The following is an 18,536-nucleotide window of genomic DNA, read 5'->3' on the forward strand; positions in this document are numbered from 1 at the left end:
TGGTCCGCCCGCGCGTACGAGCGGACCAGGAGCGGCGGTGATCAGCTGGCGAGCGGCGTCTGGTACGTCTGCTGGCCGCTGACGGACAGCAGACCCACGGTGCTGGAGCGGTACGTCACGCCGGACCGGTTGGACCGCTTCGTCGTACCGCTGGACTGGGAGAAACTCGAACCCCAGTGGTTCGTACCGGACTTGGTGGAACTCAGCTTGCCGGAGATCTTCGATCCGCCGGTCTTCAGGTAGGGGGTTGAGGAACATCGGAACGAAAACTGGCGCTAAGCCTTCGTCGGCCCTGGTGAGCGGCTGACGGAGCGTCCGCTACTGGAACCCTCTGAACTCGTCCCGCAGACAACGCCCTATTATCTGCGGGATCTTGGTTCGTCACCTGCGGTGACGTTTTCCGGGCCGCACATGAAGCGGCCCTGTTATCCGTGGCAAGGGAGAAGTGGTGCCCATCGTCGTGCAACTGCCGGTCGGGAAGGCGTTGACCGTCCGCGCGGCGGCCGACGCCTTCCTCGACTCGCTTTGCAACCCGAACACGGTCCGCAGTTATTCGACCGGGGTCGGCAAGACCGCCGAGCGGATCGGGGAATCCCGCCTGCTGGGGTCGGTCGCGGACGACGAGATCGGCGAGGCCCTGGAGCTACTGTGGGGCACTGCGGCGGTCAACACCTGGAACGCCCGCCGGGCGGCGGTGCTGTCCTGGCTGGGCTGGTGCGCGGAGTACGGTTACGACGGCCCGGCGGTCCCGGCCTGGACGAAGCGGCTGGCGGTGCCCGACTCCGAGACCCCGGCCCGCTCGAAGATGGCCGTGGACCGGTTCATGGCCCGGCGCGAGGTCCATCTGCGGGAGAAGACGCTGTGGCGGATGCTGTACGAGACCGCCGCCCGCGCGGAGGAGATCCTCGGCGTGAACGTTGAGGACCTGGACCTCGCCGCGCGCCGCTGTCCAGTGAAGGCCAAGGGCGCCCGGAGCAAGGTCCGGCGTCGGGGCCAGGCGCGCGAGGACTTTGTACTGGAGACCGTCTACTGGGACGCTGGCACCGCCCGGCTCCTGCGCGGCCGTACCCGAGGGCCGGTGTTCGTCACCCACCGCCGCCCCGGCCCGGGGAAGGTCGTCGGCGCGCGTGACGTGTGCCCGGACACCGGGCTGGCCCGCCTCTCTTACGGCCAGGCCCGCGCCCTACTGGACGAGCACACCGCTGTGCGCGGGCCGGGAACCGGCTGGGACCTGCACGAGTACCGCCATTCTGCTCTGACCCACCTCGGTGAGCAGGGCGCCTCCCTGCTGATGCTGATGGCGAAGTCCCGGCACAAGAAGCCGGAGAACGTCCGCCGCTACTTCAAGCCCTCCCCGGAGGCGATCGCAGAACTGACCAGCCTGCTCGCCCCGGGCGGCAGCCGTGGTTGAACCTGCGGCGCTGCGCCGTCACGGCGCAGTGTTCGAGAGAGCAGGGCCCGCGGGGGCGGGAGGCTAGTTCGGCCCTCGCCCCCGCGGGCCCTGATGGCAGGGGCTGAAGGCTCCAACTGCTCAGATCCACAGGTTCCTGCCCTCGACCGAGGACGGCGGTCTCAGTTCAGGCCGGTGAGGAACTCGCCGAAGAGCCGGTTGGCGGTCTGCGAGTCGTAGAGGCGCTCGAACTCGGCGCGCGCCAGGCGGCGCCGGAACTCACCGTGGTAGGAGACGTCTCCCCCGTCGTGCATGAGGTCGGTGAACCACACGGCGAACGCCTGGTAGTTCCACACGTGCTTCAAGCAAGTGGCGGAGTACGCCTCCAGCAGGCTCCTGTCCTGCTCCTTGACCTGCTTCAATACGGCCGCGGCGAACACGTCGGCGTCATGCAGCGCCAGATTCATGCCCTTAGCGCTCATGGGCGGCACGATATGCGCGGCATCGCCGAGCAGGTACAGGCGGCCGTGGCTCATCGGGTCGTGGACGACACTGCGCAGGGGCACCAGCGTCTTGCTGGAGATCCGTCCCTTCACAGCGACCGGTTCACCGAAGCGCGCCTCGATCTCTTCCCAGATGCGGTCGTCCGTCCACTCCTCGACGGAGGTGTCCAGGGGGCACTGGAGGTAGAAGCGGCTCGCCTGCGGGCCGCGGGCGAACTGGCCGGCGAATCCCCGGTCATGGATCGCCATCATGGATTGGTGGTTGGCGGGGGCCTCGGCCAGCACGGTCAGCCAGGCGTACCCGTACTCGTGGGAGTGGCGCGTCAGCTCCCCTTCGGGGATACTCGCCCGGCTGACGCCGTGGTCTCCGTCGCAGCCAGCGATGAAGTCGCAGGTGATGGTGCGTGTCATGCCCGTGGTGTCGCGGTAGCGCACGCGCGGTCGGGGGCCGGTGATGTCCTCCAGTTGCACGTCCTCGGCTTCGAAGCGGAGGTCGCCGCCGTCGCCGACGAACACGTCGATGAGGTTGCGCACGAGCACCTGCTGGGGGCAGAAGCGCCCATCACCGAGGTCGTCGGTCACGTACTTGAAGGGCCGGGTCTCCCCGTCAATGCGGAAGTTCAGCACCGGCTCGAAGGGAACGCCGCCGACAACCCGGTCCGCCAGACCCCACTCACGGAACATGCGCGCCGCCCGGGAGTCGATGACCCCTGCACGCTGGCGCTGCTCGACGTACTCGCGGCCTTGCCGCTCCAGTACGACGCAGTCGATCCCGCTGCGCAGGAGGAAGTTGCCGAGAGTGAGGCCGGCGACACCCGAGCCGACGATCACAACAGTGGTGTTTTCGTCCATCACGGACATGGATGGTGCTCCTTAGCGCTGTGGTTCTGGGCAAGCCGCCTCTTGCGCTCGCTGCCGCGCTGCGGTGACGGCACGCTCCGGGCGTTTGGCGCACGGGGCAGCAGCGACATACCCTTAAGCGAAGTCTTCACTACGCATCATACGTAGTAGTCACTACGTTTACAAAAGGGGTCCGGTATGCGCCGCGACGGAGCCGCCAACAGGGAGAAGGTCCTGCTGGCCGCCGAACATGTGTTCGCCGAGAAGGGGGCTGCCGCCTCCACCGACGAAGTCGCCCAACTGGCCGGGGTCAGCATCGCTACCGTCTTCCGGAACTTCGCCACCAAGCAGGATCTGATTGAGGCCACCGCAGTGCGCTATCTGGAGAAGCTGACCGCCGAGGCGTTGCAGCTCACCGGCAGCCAGGATTCAGGCAAAGCCTTCGCCTCCCTGATGAGGACCCTCGCAGCAGCCGGGCCGGTGAAAATGACCCTGCTGGACCTGTTGCCATCCCACGACGACGGAGAGGGCCTGTCCGGGCCGGTCGCCGAGGCGGTCGACGCCTTCCGGACAGCGGTCGACGACGCGCTCCACCGCGCCCAAGCCGCCGGCGCCGCCCGCCCCGAAGTCACCTACGACGACGTCTCCCTCCTCCTGCGCGCCCTCGCATACGCCACGGACCTCAGCGAAGGCGAAGCCCTCGACCGGGCTGTGGGCATCGTCCTCGACGGCCTCGGCGTACCGCGCTGACGCCCGGTACCTCCCGCCCGTCTGGATGACGAACTCGGCCCGAAGGACGTGCCGTCGGCGCGGCCGTCACACCTCGTCGGTGGCGTTCTTGTCGCGCAGGGGCCGCAGGCCGCCGGGCAACTCGGGAAGCTGGAACGAATACCGCCCAAGCATGTTGATGTGCTGCCGCACGAACGGGGAGAGGCGGGCGACATCCTCGTCGCGGACGTCGAAGCCGTCCGCGCGCAGCTGGTTCACCGCGGCATCCATGTAGCGGGTGTTGAAGGACGACGGCGTTGAGGACCAGGCCGAGCGCGCCGAGCTGGTCCTCCATTCCGTCCTGGTAGCGCTGGTAGAGCTGCCCCGAGCGGCCGTGGAAGATCTTCCGGGCGAGCGCGTGGCGGCCCTCCTGGAGGTTGGCCTGCGCCTTGATCTGGCGGCGGTAGCCGGGCTCGTCGGCCAGGCGCAGGATGTGCAGGGACTTGGCGATCCGCCATGTGCAGGGACTTGGCGATCCGCCCGTAGTGGGCGATCACGTCGCCCAGCGGGGTCGGGCGCCCGTCCCGCGACAGCATCCGGATGACGTCGTACGCGCGGACCGCGCCAGTGTGGATGGAGCCGATGATCCGCAGGATGTCCTCCCACTGGCGCTCGATCCGGGCGAGGTCGACACGGCCGCGGGCCGCGTCCTGGAAGGCGCCGCAGCCGGTCCAGCTCCGACACCCGCGCACCGGGCGGCACGGTCAGCAGGGAGTCGAGCACCGCCCGCTGGCCCGTGCTCAGCAGCCCGTAGAGGCTGTCCCACAGCCGCTGGTTCGCCGCCTCCCGCACCGAGGCCACCAGCCGGGCGAGCGTCGTCACGCCGGGCAGCAGCACCCGCCGCTCACGCAGCCCCCCCGCCGCGTCGAACAAAGCCTTCGGGCCCTCCCCGGTCGTCCACGCCCGCGCGTCCACCCACACCCGCAACTCGGCTTCCGCCTCGGCGAACTCCGTGTACTCCAGCAGTTCGCGCAGCTCCCACACGTGCTCGAACCGGGTCTTCCACCGCTGCGCGCCGTACGCCTTCAGCACCGAGGAGTCCCCGATGCCCAGCTGCTCGGCGAGGTAGTCGACGACTTCGGCCGGCACGTCGGTCGGGTCGTCCAGGAACACCCCGAGATACCGCGCGGTCGTCAACTGGACGGCGAAGCCCAGCCGGTTGTGGGACCGCCGCTTCGCCTCCACCAACTCCCGGTCTGTGTCGTCCAGGAAGAAGAACCGCTCCAACTCCGTACGGGACGGCGCCCCGTCAAACGCCGCGTACGCAGCGGCTTGTGCATCCGTCAGAAACTCGACCGGCACCCCGGACCTCCACAGTCAATGATCAACACGACTGTCGAAGGTTCCGCCCCCATAGAAGACCAGGTCAAAGCGCTCTCAGGTGTGCGGAGGGCTTAGCGCCAGTTTTCGTTCCGATGTTCCTCAACCCCCAGGTACCAGGTGGACGCTCTGTCATGGGTGTACTTCTGGTGGGACAGTGCGCCGCTGCTCAGCGAGGTACAGGTGTGGTTGCGCGAAAGGTGCCCGTCGCCGGGGCAGCACGCGGCCCGAGTGCTGAGTGCCGCCTGAGACGTTGTGTCCGTCGCATGCGCCCCAGTCGTTATCGCTATCGATGCCAGCGCCATACCTGAAACGGCCACCACGTGGGCCACCTTCTGCACCGTCCGTATCGCCATGTGAATCACTCCTCCTGAATTCGGCAGAGGGAGGAGGGACCGGTCGCATGCGCCGGCCCGGACAAGGCGGTGCCCTCCCCCAGGGCAAGCGACCGGGTTGTTCACCTCGCCCGGTCACCGTGTCGCCGCTCTACAGCTTGAGCTGTGTAAGGCAGCCGTAGCGGTCGACGACGGGCCAGAACGTATCAACCGTGAACACCGCGACGGCGTACGGAATAACAGGTTGTAGCAGGTTCACGCCATCCTGCGCCGATAGCCCATCTTTAGACCTACCTGGCCAGTACTGAGAGACCGGTTGTTCCAGGGGAGTTGAGACTCCGACCAGAAGCCTTACGAATGACCCAAAAGCGACAACCATGATTAACGCCGCGTCGACCTGTACTGCAACCAGTACTACTGGCTCCACAGAGACAGCACCGGCAACGTCCTGTGGATCGCGGACTACGTCACCCCCGGCGCCCCGCGCATCACAGCCACGTGGACGTTCCACCAGCACACCGACCGGCCCCTCGACACCAACGTCGGGAACTTCCCCGACCGGGCCGCGCTGCGCAAGTGGGCGGCTGGCGGCGCCGCGCCGAGCCGCCGTTCCCCCAAGCCGACCCTCACGTACACGGTGCGATCCGGCGACACCCTCTCCGGCATCGCGGTCCGCAACGGCACAACCGTCACCAAGCTCGCCGGCGCGAACGGCATCAAGAACCCGAACCGGATCAGCGCCGGCCAGACCATCAAGATCGTGAAGTAAGGAGGCTTCCCCATGTCCGACGCCGCTCGTCGCACGGTCTGCACTATCGTGCAGACCGCCGTCGCCCTGACCGTCATGCTGCCCGCCATCGTCGACGCCTCCGGCATCCCGGCCTCACTGCCGTGGGTCGCTGGCCGTTGCCGGTGGCCTCTCTCACGTCATGGCTCTGCCAGGCGTGCAGGCTCTCTTGTCCGAGTGGCTGCGTACCGCACCGGATGCCGGGGGCAGTAGGGCCCAGTGACGACCAGCCCCCCCGCCGAGCGATCCGGCCGCCGCCGCGCCAGAACTCGAACGCATCCGGCGAACGAACGAGGTCGGGCACGCCCGGATAGATGGCGCCCTTGCGCTCCTGGTCCAGCGGCACGACCAGACCGAGCAGCACCTCGCCGAGCAAGGGCGCCGCGTCGACGACCACGACGCCCGTCTCGACGCCATCGAGCGAGGGGAGACCGAACGGCAAAAGCGGGACGAGCGGCGCCTCGACGCACTCGAAAGCACCCGCTGGCCGCTCCCCTCCCTGGCTGCCCTTACCGCTGTGTGCGGCTTTGCCAGAGCAGCCATGGGCAACTGCCGAGGTCTCACTGCCCCTCCCTGCCGGCCTGGATGAACCGAAGCACTCCAGTTCCCGCTGCGGTTGTTGCGCGATACATGGCGGCGAGTGCTTCGCCATCACCATGGCACGGGAGGACGGGAAGCCGGTTTACAGAGGAGGGCGACCTGGACGCGCTGCCGAGCACCACGCCCACACCGTCGGTCGGCGCCACGGGCGCACATCCCTGCGCCGCATTCCAGATGGATCCTCAGGAGTCCGGAATCTCCAAGCGATTCGCGAGGCCCCGGCCGGAAGGGGCACAGCGAGGCCGCGATCGGAGAACTGCGACTGGGGGAGGTCGTGTGGCCGGGCGGTCGGATCACAGCTCGCTGACACCCCCCTCGAGGCGCTGGAGTAACCTCCCCCCCCCCGCACCCCGAAGGCCGCAGAATCCACCCTCAGAGCCTTCTGGAGTGCCGGATGCCCCATCACACCGGCACTCGCCTGGGAGGCCGCGAGAGGGGCCTTTCTGTCGGTCGCTTTTGTGTGATTTGAGCGATTTGGTTGATTCGGTGGCGCGTGCTGGCCGCCAGCCGGAGAAGAGCTCTTGCTGACCTACTCCAACGAGGCCGCCGGGAAGCGCGGCCAGCCGTCACTGAAGGCGCATCCCCAACGGCCGCGTAGACCGAAAGCACCACAAGGCACGAGACCCGAATCGGGCGACGCTGAGCCAGCCGCTATCCGTGATCACCGAACTCCCAAATCCAGGTGGCTGACGAGCGACAGCACGCGCGACGACGCCACCCCGGCTCCGGTCTTCCAAGATGTGCACAGCAGGCACTGGGGTATTCGGGGCGGCTCATCCGGCGCTGGCACCATCACCGAATCCACGGCCGATAGTGGGCCGTCCACGCGCGGTTGTCGCATGAGCGTCGCCACCCGGGAGACGCGGACTCACAGGGCCACGTCCCCCATCATGATGCGCGGAACGGTACGGGGGAATGCTTCCGCGAAATGGATTGCCATGCCATTCAGGGCGGTCATGGAAGGGTTGACCACCGGAAAAGTGAACGCCAGCCGACTGGCCAGGAGGAGAGCTGTCAGGGCTACCTACTGGATCGCCAGATAGCGTCGAGTGGCATCTCAGCCCGCACTTCAGCCCGCACTTCAGTGAACGGGATGCAGCCGGGCGCCAGCGACTCCCCCGGCCTGACTTGGCTTCCTCCTCGAGGAGGAAGGGCACGGCTACCCCACTACGGAGCTGGCATATCCCATTCCCGCGACGGGCTTATCGACATCACTCAGGTCATTCATCGAGGGCAAGGCACCCGTCATACAGAGCGGATCCGGAGTAGGGAGCTTCCTCGCGTGATGCAAAACAGTGCGGTACCGCCGGCCTGCGCACGCCAGTCACGCAGTCATTCTCAGAGGTCGCATGCATCAGGGGGCTGCGGAGGAGCATCGCGAGAATCCCTGTCTCGAAGGTCGGGAGGTGCCGCTCTCTCCCTGACTCTGGTCTGCTGGCTGACTCCCAGCGTGAGGGACAACTATCCCTTAGGCGCACGAGAGGAATGGCGGTTGGAGCCTGTTGCCCGCACGCAAGGGCGCAGGGCGGCCGTCAGAGAGTTCGTGAGCATTTGCATGTCGCTGGGCGCAGTGATGTTACTGAGGAGCCCGATCTCCACCAGCTGTGCGACCTCGACGGCAAGCCAGTTGCAGGTGAGCGCGGACCCGGTGGCGGAGCACTTTGAACGGCGAGGTGACGGATCTGCTAGCCATCACCAGTGGCTATCAGCTACCTCAGCCCTGCTGTGCCTGCACTCACGTCCATCTTTGCCTGGCCCCTGGTGCGAGCTCGAAGATGGCTTGCCAAGCCAGTGCTGCCGTTCACTGGACCACGGTCAAGTGTCGCTTCTGCTGACATGCCGGCCCCGCCGTCCAGTACTCAGTCGGAGCGCGCTCCCCGTAGCCGGGACGCTCCTTCGGCCCGGCGCTCTGCCTCTCTTCCTGCCGCCACCCACACGTCGATGCCGTCCAGTGCGGGAGGTCTAGCGGTTGACGATGACCAGCCTCTCCCCCCTTCGCCTGGTGTCCCTTGGGGACTCTCGCAAATATCAAACAAGCCTTCAAACATGCTCTCAAACAGCGCATCAAACGCGTAGGCAAGTTTGACATCAAACAATGCGGCACGCGTGAGTGTCTTCCCGCGTGGCAACATGTTTGAACGCTCAGGTGATACCTGATAAGTCAGGGTTCATGCAACCGCCGACGCAAGCTCAACATCTGATTCGTCGGCAAGGTTCAGAATCAGCGTCCATGCATGATCGTGGAGGTGTGGTGCGACTGCTCGGCAAACTCCACACCTGGCAATCTCGGACAGCAAAGAGTATCCAAGTATGGATGCTGAATGCCTCAGTAGCTCCTTCTCGGGAGACGCTGCGAGCATGTCTAGTTGCCTTCATGCGTGTCAGCATGCAGCCGCGTAGGCGAGCGAGCAGATGTGTGCCGATGCTAGCGATGAATGGAGCTTGGTGATCAACCGCAGGAGAGGCTTCTTGCAAAGTCAGCTCAGAACCCTGGTGGGGAGATTTTGTGGTGACTTGCTTTCTATGCAGTTGACATGTTGATGAGTCAGCTTTCTTGGCAACGCGAAAGTAGCGTCAGGTGCAATGTTGGGAGTTCACTTCATGGCGCGCGCGATGGATCGCGCGCTGATATGACTTCATTGAAGTTATTTCAGGGCGTTGGCGGTGAGTCAATCTATTCGTTGTCCTGCTGCCTTGCATGCATTCAACGCATCAAGTTCTTGGTGTAGCTGAAAGTCCAGATGGAGATAGTGGTTAGCAACAGGAGGGCGGCGCATCTGTGCACGGTATTGTATGGACAGCGTTTCAGCTTCTTGCCTTAGGCGCTTGTCTTCAGAGTTGATGACAGGCAGGGTGCAGGTCTATTGACCTCGCGATCATTCATGTGTTTCTCAAAGCGGGCTATCGGTTTCGATCCCAGGTTCGCCTTCACGTGCGAGGCAAAGCTGGTTTCCAGTTGAGTTTGCACGCTGACTTACTCGCACTTTTGCTGCTCTTTCGGCATGCTCCGATGCGTGCGACTTAGCACTTCGGGCGCATGTTTTGACTGCCCGTCCGTTTCCAGGTTCATCGACTGACCCGGCCTCACTCCTCGTGGCACACAGGCCTCCTGGAGTGTGGCTACAGACGCCTCAGTGATCGCATGGCACAATGTGGACCGCTGTTGTCCACGGCCCTGAGACACGATTGGGGCCCAACGTCGCCGAGGTACGCATGAGCTCTCCAGCCCCCCCAGGGCCCTTCGCAATGTCCGCAGCCGGCATGGGCATTGACCACGGGCTTTTCGGCAACGTCTTCATGCTGGGCAATGGCAAGGGCGGTGTCGGCAAGACCACGCTGACCGGCAACATGGCGGCGAAGACGGCCCGAGAGGGACTGCGGACACTCGCGATCGACGTCAACGGCCAGGGCAACTTGCGCCGTGAACTGGGTTACGGAATCCAGGACAAGGGCGCGGCCTTCGCGGAGTCGATGCGGAGGGGATCCGCACTGGTTCCCGTCGTTGGTGTCCGTGAGAACCTGGACGTCGTGCCAGGCGGAACCCACGTCCGCGAACTCAACGACATCTTTCTCACGCTCGCCACGAGCCAGGGACCGCTCGCCGCGTTCTTGCGTCTGGCTCAGTGCCTGCAGCCGCTGCTGCCCAAGTACGACGCCATCTTCATTGACAGTCCGCCGGAGAACCCGAACCTGCTCATCATGTGCCTGGCCGCCGCGCGGTGGGTCATCACGCCGGTCAAGAGCGACGCAGCATCACTCGAAGACGGCCTGCGGGACTTCGCGCAGTCATTCGGGATGGTGAAGACTCAGATCAATGAGCTGCTGACCTTGCTCGGCGTCGTGCACTTCGCTTCCCAGCGAAACGCTACGAACGTCCACAAGGACGTCGCGAAGCGATCTCAGAAGATCCTCGGGAAGGTCGCGCATACCTTCTCCACCGTCATCGGTCAGTCGGAGACGACGGCCAAGCTGGCGCGTGAAGATCAGTACGGCTGCCCGGTGTTTGAGCTCAACCAGCGGCGGCTGCGGGGGGACAAGACCATCCCCGAAGCGGCGGAGGCCCTGGCTGAGGACCACGATGACCTGACTGTTGAAGTACTGGAACGTGCGCAGATGCTGAGGAGCACTGTCTGATGGCGAAGAGCAAGGACAACGAGCAGATCGTCGAGGAGCAGGGCGACGAGGAGCAGGGCGACGAGTCGCTCGAGGATGCCTTCTCCGGATCCGGCTCCAGTGGCGGGGGAGGGGTCTTCGGTGCCTGGGGCAGCCAGGCACCGGTGCCCGCCACCACGGTGCCCGCTCCCGCCCCTGCGGCTGTGCCGGCCCCCGTTGCCGCAGCACCTGCCCAGCCTGTGCCGAGCTATCAGACCGAGCAGACGATCACGGCAGACGGGCGCGAGCCTCAGCGGAAAGGTGTCGGGTTCCGTGTCTCCTACGGCGTGGCCCGACGCCTTGAGAAGTACCGCAAGGACACGAACCTGACGGTCACTGAGGTCGTGATGCTGATGGTCGACAAGAGCGTCGGCGTGCTGGAGGAGATGGTCAAGCACTCCGTGCAGGGGCCGAAGGTGCAGACCTCCCTGTTCGCTCCGCAGGGCGTTGCCGGCCCTCCGAAGGGCACGGGACCGGAGCAGCGGCAGTGGTCCCCGCGGCCTGAGGACCTGTCGGTGATGAAGCAGGTCGTGGAGATGTCAGGTCTGCCGAGCGTGTCCGTGTACATCGCGGTTGCGCTGAATTACTGCCTCCCCGAGAAGCCCTGCAAGAAGGACTGACGGAGCATCGTCAGTGGGCCCGAACGCGATCCGCGGAGGGCCCACTCTGTTCCCCCAGTGCCCAGTCAGACAGTGGCATAGGCATCCGGAGTCAGCGCAGACGTCGGGGTATTTAACCTATTTGCCCGAATCGATCATGGCTCTGACCTGCGGAAATTCCGTCACGGGCCTATCAGGGCGGCCCTGGAGTTATCGGGCCGAGCGGAACGGGAAAGGCCGTCAGAAAGCCACACAGCGCTTCCAGGGCGAATCCAGGAGGTCTACGAGCCGCTGTGCAGCCCGCTGGCCGCCAGGAATTGGCCGATTGCCCCGCGTCTGCCGCTTCCGCAGCCCCGGCCGGCGTCGATTGAGACTTTCTGCCGACGGACGTTCAGATCGTCGTGCGGGCCACACCGTCGGGAACTGCCGTTCCACCCCTTGGCGACGGCTCCGCGTCAGACAGCCTCTTCCTCCCAGGCCGCCGATGACCGGACGCCAGGTTGCCAAGTCCAGAACAGTTGCAGCTCAGCGACCGGAAGATCTACGCCATGCCAGATCAGATGTGCCTGCACCGCGGTGCGGATCAGCCGTCACCTCGACCATCCGGGCACGGGCAATGAGCACCGCGACGACACGATGAGCGCCCAGGCGTTGTGTGCGCGGCAACCCCGCGCCCGAACTGCCTCGGCAACGCCCGGGGGAGGCTTTCCGCCGATACCGGAGACGGCTGCGGGGTCTTCACTTGTGGTCGCGCAGGAAGGCGGGGATCTCGTCGCGGGTCGGGCAGTTCGGCACGGGTGCGGGCTTGTCCTGCAGGAACGCGGTGATGACGGCGGCGGCTCGGTCGTTGTTGTCGTCCAGACCGTTCCACATGTGGTGGCCGACTCCGGGCATGTACTGCGTGCGCTGGATGGCGGGATCATTGGCGAGGATGGCGGTCGCCCATTGACGGACCTGGGAGGAGCACTCGGCGATCATCAGCATCGCCGGGGTCTGGGAGCGCCTCAGTTGCGGGGCGATGGAGGGTGAGTCCTTGATCGTCTGCTGGACGCGGAGGCTGGCGGCGGGGCTGAAGGAGAAGTTCTGTGCGGTGTCCTCGGTCGGGATGCGGTGCGCGTCGCGCGCACAGTAGGCGGATGCGGTGTCGCTGCCGAGGTCGGCGGCGGTGAACGCGTTGTCGCCTTCGGCCTGTCCGGTCAGCCCGGTGTCGGGGGTGAGGAGTCCGAGTCGCATGAGGCCGAACGCGGTGGCGTACCGGGGGATGCGCGTCGATCGTGGTCCGGTCATGGCCGGCGCGAGGCCGCGCGCGGATGGTCGGCCCTTGTGCCCGGTGATGTGCGCGGTGGGGCCGTCCATCGGGCCGGGTTCGGCGATGACCGCCCGGTGCAGGTGTGCGGCGATGCCCGGGTCAGCCAGGGCTTGCGTGAGCACGACCGCGCCTGACGAGAAGCCGAGTATGTCGACTCGGCCCTTGTCCAGGTGGTCGATGAAGGCGGCGAGGTCATGGACTGATCTGGAGATCGTGTACTGGTCCATGGGAAGCAAGTCACTTCGTCCGCCGCCTGCTTGCTCGTAGGCGTAGACGTCATAGCCCTGGCGCGCCAGGAGTCGCAGGAACCGGTGGTCGAGCAGCGAGACGCCGCGGACCGGTCCGCCGTTGAGGTACACGAACGGGATGGGATGCCGGGTGCCGGGGTTCGCGGGCGGGTAGTGGTACACCGCGACCCGGCTGCCTGTGGCCAGGCTCCAGTGCTGCGTGGCCACGAAGGGCAGGGCGGGCGGGTATCGCCGGGCCGTGGGCACGGTCGGGACGCAGACCGACGCCGTCAACGCTGCCGCGACAACCACCGGCAGGAACGGCACGAGCCGCGCCGCCCGGGTACGGCGGCGACCCCGCCACAGTGCGGCGGCAGTCCCGGCTCCAAGGGCCGTCAGCCATGCGCCGGTCCCCGAGCCTGCGCCGTCCGTGAGGACGATCAGGGCGAGGAAGACGATGACCAGCGTAGCAATGGCGGCCAGGGCCAGCAGTGGGCGTCCGGTGAAGCGGACAAGGCGTATGGCGAACGGGGGCAAGGCTGACCTCCGAAGTTTCGAAACGCTGTTTCAAAACGACGTTATCAAAGAGGGTAGACTTCCTCGTCATGGGAAGGCCGAGAACAAACGACGCGACCGTCAAAGAGCGACTCGTGGAGTGCACGACCGAACTGCTCGCCACCCGCCCGCAGGAGTCGGTCACAGTCCGCGCCGTGGCCACAGCCGCAGGGACGTCAACAGCGGCCGTGTACTCCCTGCTCGGAGGCAAGGACGGACTGATCGGAGCGGTACGCGACAGAGCCGTCACCAGCCTGTTCCAGGCCCTGACAGCAGTACCGACCTCCCAGGACCCCCTCACCGACATCTACGCCCTGGCCACCGCATACCGACGATGGGGACTCGAACACAGCCACCTGTACTCGGTGCTGTTCGGCGGAGTGCAGTCCTTCAAGCCATCGGGGACGGTCGGTACCAGTGACCCCATCCGGCCGCTCATCGCGGCAATCGACCGCGCCGTGGCAGAGCCCGTCCTCGACGGCCAGGCAACATCGATCGCCCTCTCACTCTGGGTCACCCTGCACGGGCTTGTGACACTCGAACTCGCCGGTGCCCTCGACACGCCCACAGCACAGGCCGCATTCCGATCGACGATCCACGCCACACTGCGCGGCTGGACGACGCCCGCAGCGTTCCGCAGCCTTCGGCAAGACGAACCCGCCCCCTGACACAGACCGAGATCAGCCTCCGTTCAGCTGATGGCTATCGCCTCCGAGCTGCCTCGTTTGGTCCAAGCGGCTCCTGTTGAAGGTTCGCCGCTAGTCGCTGCTTCGTGATCATTAGGCTGTTGTCATGGCTGAGAGCGAGAGCACGGCGGTTGTTGACGCAGGTATCGATGACCTCGGCTGGTCCAACACCCGGGCGTGGGTGGAGCGGAGTCTTCGCCCCGGGGACCGGCTCTGTGCGGCGACAAGGCTGCGCGGGGGCTGGACGTCACAGATGCGCCGCCTCGATGTTGCGGGGGAGGGGGAGCCGTACTCTCTCGTGCTTCGGTCGTTCGTCAAGCGGTTCTTCGTGAAGGCCTCGCTAGGGCTGCTCACGCGTGAAGCGGACATTCTTCGTCTGCTCGCGGAGACGGATGTGCCGGCCGCCCGCCTTCATCGTGTTGATGCTGCAGCCGAGCACTGTGACCATCCGTCGCTGCTGATGTCGTTGCTACCAGGGAGCCTCAGGCTGGACGGGAAGGACATCGAGCGACAGACAGAACTCCTTGCACGTCAGATGGTGGCGATACACAGGTTGCGCGTTCCTGAAGGCGCCCGGCCTCGCACCTATGAAGCTTGGACCAGTCTGGAGCGGGTCCGGCTTCCCGAGCACTCGAAGCAGCCGGACGTGTGGCAGCGGGCTGTAGAGGTGATCCGCTGCCCGCCCCCGGCCTTCCGGCCTTGTTTCCTGCACCGTGACTGCCACCCCGGGAACGTGCTCTTCACGGGAGAAGGAGCCGGCCTGGCGATCACGGGCGTCGTGGACTGGGTGGAAACGTCCTGGGGCCCCGCTGACCTGGACGTGGCTCACTGCTCCACCGCGCTTGCTCTGCTGCACGGAGTGGGCGCTGGCATGCGACTGGCAGATCACTACATCGCGGCCGGTGGAACGCTCAGCGACGCCCCGGCTAGCCATCTGTACTGGCGTGTGCTGGACGCGCTGGCTTTTGCGCCGGACGCGGAGAAGGTCGGCGAGCCCTGGCGGGAACTCGGCAGGGAAGATCTGACATCGGCCGTTCTCACCCAGCGGTTGGAGGAGTATCTCCAAGCGCTCTTCAGCCAGTACGGCTGAAGACTTGCGGTCAGCGTCGTCCGGCGGGATTTCTGTGCTGCCGGTGTTGGCCTCATGGGCAGTCACGTTTCTGCGGTCGTGCGGTGTTGAGTCGGCTGGTCAGCTGGCGGTTGGCCGCTCGCGCGGCCTGCAGTTCCTCGTCGCGTTCCTCAAGCTGGCCGGTCAGGTCGGTTACCTGTTGTTTCAGTGCTGTGATCCGGCTCTCGAGTTCTTCGATGCCGTCGGGAGCCCCGAGCCCGGACTGCCGCCATGCCTGCTCGCCAAGGAGTTCGGAGAGCTTGGTCTCCAGGTGCCTGACACGGGCGGCGAGCCGGTTGCCGCGGTCCAGGGCATTCGCCAGGTCTGTCTGGTGCGAGGCCCGGCTGACGGAGGCGCCGGTGTTGTCGCCGGGCGGTTCAGCGCCGGCGGCGTGGACCTGGGCGAGCAGGTCCTTGTGGCGGTAGAGGAAAGCGCGGTCCACTCCGGCCTGCCGCGCGATGCCCGAGACACTGATGGCCGTGTCGGCTCGCTTGGCGGCGTTGATGGCCTTGAAGCCGGGGCCGCCTGGCGTACCGCTGCCGACGGCGGAGCGAGCTGCCGAAGCGGACCTGGTAAGTGCGGGCGCCGCGATGGCTGCGCCGGTGGCGGCGCGGGGCGGGGGCGGGGCGGAATGACCGAACGCGAATGCCGCGCGCTGCTGCGCCGTCGCCTCACCATCGTCTCCTGACGGGGCTTGCCGGCGGATGTGCGCCGGGCACAGCAGGCCGCTGGAGGCCGCGGTCGGCAAGTGCTCGGTCAGAACCAGTGCAGGCAGTGAGGGGAGCGCTCGCCGCGGAAGAGCGCGTCGGCGAGGGCCGCCGCTCCCGGGCGGTGGGCCCGGGCATGTCCGGCGCGTACGAGCGTGCTCGGTGCGGTTCCGCCGAGGTAGACCGAGCCCAGGTCGCTCACGTCCAGGGACAGGTCGGGCTCCCGACGCGTCGGGACGCAATCGGCCTTGCCGTCCCGGACTGTCAGCAGGTAGCGGCCGTGCTCGCCGAGGAACGGATCCTCGACGTCGAGGACGAGTTCGCCGTCCACGAACCAGCCGCGCGCCGTCAGCGCACGCGGGACGTCCAGGAGCCGTACCCAGAGCCAGTCGGTGCCGCCGCTCACCTCGCCGGCGCGGAAGTCCGCGAACTGCCAGCGCAGCGGGTGCTCAGGCGGGACGTGCTTGAACACGACCTGAGTGACCAGGTCGTGTTCAAGCACGAACCGGGCCAGGGCTGTGAAGATGGCGTCGTCGGTGGTGATGATCTCGTCGACCGTCAAGGTCTGGGGCTCGCCGACCGCGTAGCTGGCATACCCGTCCGGGACGCCGTCGGCGTCCCGGTGAACGGCAACATAGCGCGGCGCCGACGAGATCGGGGCCTGCCCCGCTCGCAAGGCCCACCAGCGGTGCGGCCGGGACAGAGCGCCGGGCTGGGCGCGGCGGTACCGGTCGTAGACCGCTTCCAGGATCTCGCCGCACTCGGCACGACGCAGCACCTCGACCGAGCCGTTGGCCGGGCCGGTCGCCGGCGCGTCGGCCGCTTCGCGCGCCCGGGGAACGGCGAGGGCGGCCTTGTGGCGTGGCACCGTCAGCTGCGTCGTAAAGGTCGCCGGTCCGTAGCCGAACCTGCCGTAGATCGGGGCCTCGGAAGCCAGCAGCACGGAGAGGAACTCCCCGCGGGCCCGCAACTCGGCGAGCTGATGCCGCATTATCTCGCTGAGCACACCTTGACGCCGGTGCGAGGGCAGAACGCCGACGGATGTCACCCCGGCGGCCGGGACGAGGGTGTCACCGGGCAGGGTGAGCTCGAAGGAGTACGCGGCGGCGGTGCCCACGGGCCGCCCGTCCGCCGCCAGGGCGAGCAGGCAGCGGTCCGATTCGAGCGCCGACCACCAGAGCCCGCCACCCTCGACAGGGGTTTCCGGGAAGAGCCCGAACGCGGCATGGACTGTGGTGACGAAGACGTCAAGGTCCTCACCCGTCGTGGAACGAATCTCCATTGCCGCAACTGCCTCCTCGAAACACCGGAACCACAACTCGTGGTTCCTGGACCCACAATGCAACGTTGCCCCGTGCCCGTAGCAAGCGGCTTGCGCCCGGCTCGCGGCCGAGCCGGCAGCGGTGCCAGGCCCCGCGAGCCCGACAGGATCCGAACGACAGGCCCTTGGACGGCTCTTCACTTCCTGGGCCACGGACAGGAGTTCAGGGCCGCTGCCAGCGTGATCGCCTCACCCCACGGAGGCGGCCCTCAGCACAAGGCCACAGGCCGCTCGGCTACGGGCGACCGATGATCACGGCACCGCGGAAGCGGTCTGCCGAGACGATCGACATCGCGTCGAGCGACGCGTCCGGGACGGGCAGCAGATGGGCGTCGACCCAGGTGTCCCCGGTCGCCGCGTTGGCCCATGGGTCCTCGATCACGATGGCGTCGGGTACGGCGCCGTGGCAGAGCACCCAGTGCGGCACGTCGAACCCTTGCATCCCGGCGAGCGAGAGCAGGAGCAGCGCGTGCTGTCCCCCGTCGATCGCGCGCCGGAGCGAGGTCATGGAGAGGCGCCCCGCGTCAATCGGGACGCCCACCTGTCCGGCGTCCGTACGGGAGACGCGCTGGAGCAGGGCCCGCCACTCGTGCTCGTCCCCCTGACAGTGGTCGAGCAGGACGGGCCCGTCCGCGTCGAGGTGGACCGTGACGGGGGACGACGGCCATGTCCGGCGGACGGCTACGCCCAGCCCGACCGGTTCGCATGCGGGGAAGTTGGTGGCCTCGCGCCACAGTCTCAGTTCCGCCTGACGGTCCAACGACTCCCGCGGCAGCACTCCCGCGTGCGCCTGCGCGACCAGAGCGGTGACGGCACCGCACGTGAAGTGCGTGGTCTGCCCGTAGTACGGGGGCTCGGCCGGCGTCTCCCCGCTCAGCCAGCGCACGTAACCGGTGGTCGGACCGCCCGCGTCCCGCGGCGGCGCGAGCGAGGGACGCAACGCGGTGAAACCGGCGGCGGCCGCGTCCTCGGGACTCGCCGTCCAGCCCTCCCACTTGACCTGTGCCAGTCCCCGGTCGCGTGCGTGGGCGACGACGGCCGCGACGACCGCCGGAATATCGCCCACGGCATCGACGATCTTCAGATACGTCGTGTCCGGGCGCGCCGTCACGAGCGCGGCAGCGGCCCAGTTCCCTTCGTCGTCACCCGGTACGGCCACGATGTGAGGAGCATGAGCGGAGCGGTCCACCGCGCGCCAGCGCCTGGGCACCTCGTGGTGTCCGAGCCGCCGCTCCAGTTCCGGTGAGGTACCGGGCCTGAACGGGACGACGACACTCTGTACGGGCGTATTGTGCGGGGACGACATTCCGGTGCTCCTGGCGGGTCGAA

Annotated in this window: 13 protein-coding genes and 3 pseudogenes; 9 read left to right on the forward strand and 7 right to left on the reverse strand. The window is 66.9% G+C overall.

What is annotated here, in order from left to right:
- Positions 1 to 99 precede the first annotated feature (99 nt).
- Both ACGFNI_RS33195 and ACGFNI_RS33200 read left to right on the forward strand, forming a co-directional pair.
- Positions 100 to 243 (forward strand): hypothetical protein, encoded by a 144-nt coding sequence (locus ACGFNI_RS33195; protein ID WP_393689066.1) that lies wholly within the window; start codon positions 100 to 102, stop codon positions 241 to 243.
- A 205-nt stretch (positions 244 to 448) separates the two neighbouring features.
- Entirely contained in the window at positions 449 to 1,411 is a 963-nt protein-coding gene (locus ACGFNI_RS33200) for a tyrosine-type recombinase/integrase (protein WP_393689068.1), read from the forward strand.
- Positions 1,412 to 1,572: 161 nt separating this feature from the next.
- Here ACGFNI_RS33200 and ACGFNI_RS33205 read toward each other — a convergent pair whose 3' ends face one another.
- Positions 1,573 to 2,754, reverse strand: coding sequence for a 4-hydroxybenzoate 3-monooxygenase (locus ACGFNI_RS33205; protein ID WP_393689070.1), 1,182 nt, complete (start codon positions 2,752 to 2,754; stop codon positions 1,573 to 1,575).
- Between the two features lie 177 nt (positions 2,755 to 2,931).
- Between ACGFNI_RS33205 and ACGFNI_RS33210 the strand changes: the two genes are divergently transcribed.
- Positions 2,932 to 3,483: a TetR/AcrR family transcriptional regulator gene (locus ACGFNI_RS33210; protein WP_393689072.1), complete on the forward strand. Its 552-nt coding sequence runs from the start codon at positions 2,932 to 2,934 to the stop codon at positions 3,481 to 3,483.
- Between the two features lie 66 nt (positions 3,484 to 3,549).
- Here ACGFNI_RS33210 and ACGFNI_RS33215 read toward each other — a convergent pair.
- Together ACGFNI_RS33215 and ACGFNI_RS33220 are read right to left on the reverse strand one after the other, a co-directional pair.
- A pseudogene (locus ACGFNI_RS33215) lies at positions 3,550 to 4,163 on the reverse strand (Tn3 family transposase); the annotation flags it as partial.
- A gap of 139 nt (positions 4,164 to 4,302) precedes the next feature.
- Positions 4,303 to 4,803 (reverse strand): annotated as a pseudogene (locus tag ACGFNI_RS33220) (DUF4158 domain-containing protein); the annotation flags it as partial.
- A gap of 990 nt (positions 4,804 to 5,793) precedes the next feature.
- Between ACGFNI_RS33220 and ACGFNI_RS33225 the strand changes: the two are divergent.
- The 4 genes and pseudogenes from ACGFNI_RS33225 (at position 5,794) to ACGFNI_RS33240 (ending at position 11,315) form a co-directional block, all read left to right on the forward strand.
- Positions 5,794 to 5,925, forward strand: a complete 132-nt coding sequence (locus tag ACGFNI_RS33225) for a LysM peptidoglycan-binding domain-containing protein (protein ID WP_393689074.1) — start codon at positions 5,794 to 5,796, stop codon at positions 5,923 to 5,925.
- A 12-nt stretch (positions 5,926 to 5,937) separates the two neighbouring features.
- Positions 5,938 to 6,166, forward strand: a pseudogene (locus tag ACGFNI_RS33230) (hypothetical protein).
- A gap of 3,623 nt (positions 6,167 to 9,789) precedes the next feature.
- On the forward strand, positions 9,790 to 10,677 hold the full coding sequence (locus ACGFNI_RS33235; RefSeq protein WP_393689076.1) for a ParA family protein: 888 nt from the start codon (positions 9,790 to 9,792) through the stop codon (positions 10,675 to 10,677).
- Entirely contained in the window at positions 10,677 to 11,315 is a 639-nt protein-coding gene (locus ACGFNI_RS33240) for a hypothetical protein (protein WP_393689078.1), read from the forward strand. The genes ACGFNI_RS33235 and ACGFNI_RS33240 overlap by 1 nt, the downstream gene beginning before the upstream one ends.
- 717 nt (positions 11,316 to 12,032) lie before the next feature.
- On the opposite strand, the gene ACGFNI_RS33245 is transcribed toward ACGFNI_RS33240, so the two are convergent.
- The gene (locus tag ACGFNI_RS33245) at positions 12,033 to 13,367 is read right to left on the reverse strand and encodes an alpha/beta hydrolase (RefSeq protein ID WP_393689079.1); all 1,335 of its coding nucleotides are present in this window, start codon (positions 13,365 to 13,367) and stop codon (positions 12,033 to 12,035) included.
- Between the two features lie 68 nt (positions 13,368 to 13,435).
- Here ACGFNI_RS33245 and ACGFNI_RS33250 point away from each other — a divergent pair, with 68 nt between their 5' ends.
- Positions 13,436 to 14,053, forward strand: a complete 618-nt coding sequence (locus ACGFNI_RS33250) for a TetR-like C-terminal domain-containing protein (protein ID WP_393689081.1) — start codon at positions 13,436 to 13,438, stop codon at positions 14,051 to 14,053.
- A 124-nt stretch (positions 14,054 to 14,177) separates the two neighbouring features.
- The gene (locus tag ACGFNI_RS33255; RefSeq protein WP_393689083.1) at positions 14,178 to 15,161 is read left to right on the forward strand and encodes a phosphotransferase family protein; all 984 of its coding nucleotides are present in this window, start codon (positions 14,178 to 14,180) and stop codon (positions 15,159 to 15,161) included.
- Between the two features lie 52 nt (positions 15,162 to 15,213).
- Here ACGFNI_RS33255 and ACGFNI_RS33260 read toward each other — a convergent pair whose 3' ends face one another.
- The 3 genes from ACGFNI_RS33260 to ACGFNI_RS33270 form a co-directional block, all read right to left on the reverse strand.
- Positions 15,214 to 15,927 carry a hypothetical protein gene (locus ACGFNI_RS33260; protein WP_393689085.1) on the reverse strand — a complete coding sequence of 238 codons (714 nt, stop codon included), beginning with the start codon at positions 15,925 to 15,927 and terminating at the stop codon, positions 15,214 to 15,216.
- An 8-nt stretch (positions 15,928 to 15,935) separates the two neighbouring features.
- Positions 15,936 to 17,168, reverse strand: coding sequence for a GNAT family N-acetyltransferase (locus ACGFNI_RS33265; protein ID WP_393689087.1), 1,233 nt, complete (start codon positions 17,166 to 17,168; stop codon positions 15,936 to 15,938).
- Between the two features lie 274 nt (positions 17,169 to 17,442).
- Entirely contained in the window at positions 17,443 to 18,513 is a 1,071-nt protein-coding gene (locus tag ACGFNI_RS33270) for a peptidase C39 family protein (RefSeq protein ID WP_393689089.1), read from the reverse strand.
- Positions 18,514 to 18,536: the final 23 nt, after the last annotated feature.

It is taken from the genome of Streptomyces sp. NPDC048644 (genome assembly GCF_043199105.1).
Classification (GTDB): Bacteria; Actinomycetota; Actinomycetes; order Streptomycetales; family Streptomycetaceae; genus Streptomyces.